Genomic DNA, 5355 nt, shown 5'->3' with positions numbered 1-5355 from the left:
TGTTGTTCCAATCGCGTCTGCTAATAATGCAGGAGATGCTTCTTTTAATTTTCCTTGTTCATCTAACATACCAGCTTTTGCACTAACTCCAACCAAAGTTCCAACCGTATCAAAAATATCTACAAATAAGAATGTGAATACTACTGTGAACATATCAAAAGTAAATATTTTGTCGAATTGAATTTTAAATGCAACAGGTGCAAGTGAAGGTGGCAATGTAATTGGAGATCCGCCTTGGTATTTTGACACTCCCAAAATTAAAGCTAAAATCGTAGAAGCCAAAATCCCATACATCAACGCACCTTTGATTTCTCTAGCCAAAAGTAAAGCGATAATGAATAATCCTACAATAAATACTACGCTTTCTCTGTTCAAGAGATTTCCCAATTGTAAAACAGTACCTTCACCTTGCAAAATAATTCCTGAATTTACCAAACCAACTAGCGCTATGAAAAGTCCAATTCCACAGCTAACTGCTTTTTTTAAGTTAATTGGAATCGCATCAAAAATCATTTCTCTTACTTTAAATAATGAAAGAATTAAAAATACAATACCTTCCAAAAATACTGCAGTCAAAGCAAATTGCCAAGTATAGCCTAGTGTTTTAACAACTGTAAATGTAAAAAATGCATTAAGTCCCATACCTGGTGCCAATCCGAATGGTAAGTTAGCCAAAAAAGCCATACAAACCATAGCGATAATACTGGAAACGACACTAGCCGTGAAAACTCCGCCCTTGTCCATTCCAGTTTGGCTCAACATTTGTGGATTTACTGCTAAGATATAACTCATAGTCATAAATGTGGTAAATCCTGCCATTAATTCCGTCTTAACATCTGTTTTTTTCTCAGTTAGACGAAATCTTTTTTCTAAAAAATCCAAGTTTTCCCTCCTTAATTTTTATCAAAATCTTCGTATTCCAATTGTTTATCTTCCCAATCTGAATACAAAGAATTTTTCTCAGCATTAAGATTTTCCAATTCTTCATTTAATTGAAGAATTTTTTGAGGATCATCGTAAATGTCATTTTGACAAAAAATATCTTCAATTTCTTTGATTCTCTCATCAATTTTATCAATATTTGATTCGATAGTCTCGATTTGTTTCCTTAATTTTTTAAGATTATTAGTAATAGCTCGTTGTTTTTTCTTTTCCTTAACAGCGGCAGTTTTGTTCAAACTTTCTTCTGTTTCATCTGTTTTAGAATCATTTATTTTTTCTTGATAATAATCGTAATTTCCAAGATAAGTCGTCGCTTTGTCTTTTTCTAATACAATAATTTTATCACAAACTCTATTTAAAAAATATCTATCGTGGCTAATTACAAAAACCGTACCCTCATAATTTATTAAAGAATCTTCCAAACTTTCCTTTGAGTCAATGTCCAAGTGGTTAGTAGGTTCATCCAGTAATAAAAAATTTGATTTTGAAAGCATCAACTTCAATAACGATACACGAGCCTTTTCTCCACCACTTAAATCTTCAATCAGTTTGAAGATATCATCTCCAACAAAATTCATAATAGCAAGAGCACTTCTGATTTCGTAGTGAGTCATTTTAGGATATTCATCCCAAATTTCATCGATAATTGTATTTTTGTCGTTCAAATACATCTGCTCTTGGTCAAAATATCCGATATTAACATTGGAGCCAAGTCTGAATTTACCAGAAGTTGGTTTTAATTTTTTAGTAATAATATTAAATAAAGTCGTCTTTCCAACTCCATTTGCCCCGATTAACCCAACTCTTTCTTCCTTATATATATCTAAATTGCAGTTGTTAAATATAAGTCTTCCGTCGATTTCTTTGGATAAATCGTCAACCATTAAAACGTCCTTGCCACTTGGTGAAGAAATTTTGAATTTGATTCCAAATGTTCCATCGTCGTATGTCGGCTTATCCATCAACTTCATTTTGTCTAAGAGTTTTTTTCTGGATTGTCCTTGTTTATTTTTCTTCGCATTATCAGTGCTAGTGTACTTTTCGACTATCTCAAGCTGTCTTTTGTACTCACGTTGTTGATTTTCGTATGTTTTTCGTTGGATATCCATGTAGATTTTTCTTTGTTTCATAAAGCCAGTGTAGTCTGTTTCATAGGTTTTAATACTCCTATTTTCCATATGAAAAATCCTATTTACGATACCATCTAAAAAATATCTGTCGTGGGATATAATAACACAAGCGCCCTTGTAATTTTTCAGAAAAGTTTCCAAAAACTCGATAGCTTTGATATCCAAATGGTTGGTAGGCTCGTCAAGTAACAAAACATCACATTTTTGAAGAAGAAGTTTTGCTAGCATTATTCTGGATTTTTGACCACCGCTGAAATTAGTGACATTTTTATCCAAATCTTCATCCAAAAATCCCAAACCTTTTAATGTTCCTTTGATTTCAGAATCGTAAAGATATCCACCCATCGATTCAAATCTCTCCAAATCACGATGGTATTTGTTCATCAAATCTTCCAAATCTTCAGCATCTTTCATTTGATTTTCGTATTCGCGAAGTTTTCCTTCTAATCTTAAAACTTCTGAAAACACACTCAAACATTCTTCGTACAAAGTATTAGTTGAGTCAAATGAGTTGTGCTGTTTTAAGTATCCGATTTTTAGATCATTTTTGATGAACAAATCCCCACCATCTTTGGACAATTCTCCTGTGAGAATATTGAACAAAGTTGACTTACCTGCACCATTTATTCCTATGATTCCAATTTTATCATTGTCGTTAATATTAAAAGTCACATTTTCTAAAATGCTTTTGTCTAAGAAAGATTTTTCCAAATCTTTTGCGCCTATTAGAATCATTTTTCACTTCCTAACTAAACATTCAACTAACTTTAGATTTAGTTAATTGATTTTATATTTTTAAAGTTGACACAACTTCCCTTTTATCCAAATCTATAAGTTGAATTTCATCTTTATCTATGATTGCTACTGATTTAACACCGTCTTTTGGAATTGAAGGGCTACCAGGATTTAATAAAATAACGCCGTCTTTTTGATCCAAAACTTTTACATGAGTGTGTCCAGTAATTACAATATCGCATTTGTTTGCATTTGCAATGCGAATTCTTTTATCTTCATCTTCCTCGTAGCCATGAATTGTCAATATTCTATGACTTCCAAGATTCATTATTCTATGTTTTTGAGTTAAATCATGCTCAATAACCATTTGATCCACATCGCTATCGCAATTTCCTCTCGTATAGACTACGTTATCCATTGATTTCAATATAACTGCCAAATCTTTTGGATTGTAATCCTCTGGAAGAGCATTGCGTGGTCCGTGATACAAAACATCTCCCAAATGCAAAATCGTGTCACACTCTTTTAAAATATCCAGAGCTTTTCGTGTGTTTTCCAAAGAACCATGAGTATCACTTATTACACCTATTTTCATTAGATTAATACCTCATCCAAAATTTCTTTAACATTGCTTGTAAAATAGAATTTGATTTTTTGTCTAATTTTAGGATCGATATCTTGGATATCTCTTTTGTTTTCTTTTGGCAAGAACACTTTATTGATTCCGTATCTGTGAGCCGCCAATACTTTTTCCTTAACTCCACCAATTGCCAACACTCTACCTGTAAGTGTGATTTCTCCAGTCATTGCAAAATCGTGTTTTACTTTTCTTCCTGTCAAAGCGCTCACTAAAGCTGTGACCATTGTAACACCAGCTGATGGACCATCTTTTGGAACAGCTCCTTCTGGAACGTGAATGTGAATGTCTTTTTCTTTGTAGAATTCACCTTTTATTCCCAAAGCTTCTTGGTTACTTCTGATGTATGAAATGGCTGCCATTGCAGACTCTTTCATTACATCTCCAAGTTTTCCTGTAAGTTGTGTTTTTCCTGTACCATCCATTACATTTGCTTCGATTGTAAGGATAACGCCACCAACTTGTGTCCACGCTAATCCATTCACAACTCCGATTGTGTCTTCTCTTGGAATTTCATCATCTAAAACTAATTTATAGCCCAAGAATTTTTCCAAATTTTTGTTGTTAACTACAACTTTTTTCACATCATCTCTTACGATTTTAACGACAGCTTTTCTGACAACTTTCCCGATATTTCTTTCAAGCTCTCTTACTCCACTTTCTCTTGTGTAGTTGTTTATAATCGTATAAATAGCATCTCTTGTGATGTGGAATTGAGATTTGTCCATTCCATTTTCTTTTAATTGACGTGGAAGCAAATATCTGTTAGCTATTTCAAATTTTTCATAATCTGTATAACTTGTAACTCTGATAACTTCCATTCTGTCTAACAATGCGTCTGGAATTTGTTCTTGTGAATTTGCAGTTGTGATAAACAAAACATCTGACAAATCAACAGGGATTTCGATGTAATTATCTGTGAATTCGCTGTTTTGTTCTGGATCTAAAACTTCCAACAAAGCACTTGCAGGATCTCCTCTAAAATCAGATGCTAATTTGTCAATTTCATCCAATAAGAATACTGGATTTAATTTCTTAGCTTTTTGTAATTGAGTTATAATTCTTCCTGGCATTGCTCCGATGTAAGTTTTTCTGTGGCCTCTGATCTCTGCTTCATCACGCACTCCACCAAGTCTCATGGATACGAATTTTCTATTAGTAGCTTCAGCGATTGATCTTGCAATTGAAGTTTTACCAACTCCTGGAGGTCCAACTAAACAAAGGATAGGACCTTTTAATGATCCAGTCATCTTCTTAACAGCTAAGTATTCCAAAATTCTTTTTTTCACATCTTCAAGTCCAAAATGACCATCATTCAAAACTTTTTCTGCATTTTTTAAATCAATCGAACTTTTTGATTTTTTGTTCCAAGGAATATCCAATACTTGATCGATATAATTTCTAATCACCGTGCTTTCAGGATTATTTGGATTCATAGAAGATAATCTGTTTATTTCCTTTAAGACGTGTTCTTCAGAATCTTTTTTAAGTTTTAATTTCTTAACTTTATTTGCATAATCATCTGTGTCTTCAATATCGTATTCTTCGCCCAATTCCATCTTGATTTGACGCAATTGTTCTTGAAGAAAATACTCTTTTTGTGTGTCAGATATTTCCTTATTTGTTCTTTCTTCGATATCTTCTTTTATCTTCAAAAATTCAATTTCTTTGATTACAAATTTGTACACCAACTCAATTCTTTCATCCATGTCCAAAGTTTCCAATAATAAAATAGAATCCTTGTCGTTTAATGAAATAAGCATTGAAATTGTATCTATTAAAGAACTTGGATCTTCTTCATTCAAAAGACCTCCAAGCAAATCTTGTGGTAATGGTTTTTTGATAATTTCTGCCAAGCTTTCAAACGAAGAAATAATCATCCTAATCATAGTCAACGATTTATCTGTAGGA

At 32.8% G+C, this 5355-nt stretch carries 4 protein-coding genes; all 4 read right to left on the bottom strand.

The genetic code is table 11. The features are described from left to right. A partial coding sequence (locus KHW44_RS06060; RefSeq protein ID WP_304067204.1) for an NCS2 family permease occupies positions 1 to 882 on the bottom strand: 882 nt, incomplete at its 3' end. Between the two features lie 11 nt (positions 883 to 893). After that, entirely contained in the window at positions 894 to 2807 is a 1914-nt protein-coding gene (gene abc-f, locus KHW44_RS06055) for a ribosomal protection-like ABC-F family protein (RefSeq protein WP_294685337.1), read from the bottom strand. 52 nt (positions 2808 to 2859) lie between these two features. After that, positions 2860 to 3402: a phosphodiesterase gene (gene yfcE, locus KHW44_RS06050; protein WP_304067198.1), complete on the bottom strand. Its 543-nt coding sequence runs from the start codon at positions 3400 to 3402 to the stop codon at positions 2860 to 2862. Next, positions 3402 to 5355: endopeptidase La (lon, locus tag KHW44_RS06045; RefSeq protein WP_304067195.1), on the bottom strand; the 1954-nt coding region annotated here is incomplete at its 5' end. The genes lon and yfcE, both read right to left, overlap by 1 nt.

This window comes from Finegoldia magna (assembly GCF_018371055.1).
GTDB lineage: Bacteria > Bacillota > Clostridia > Tissierellales > Peptoniphilaceae > Finegoldia > Finegoldia magna_I.
Note: the sequence above shows the minus strand (reverse complement) of the source record. Positions and strands in the feature narration are given on the sequence as shown.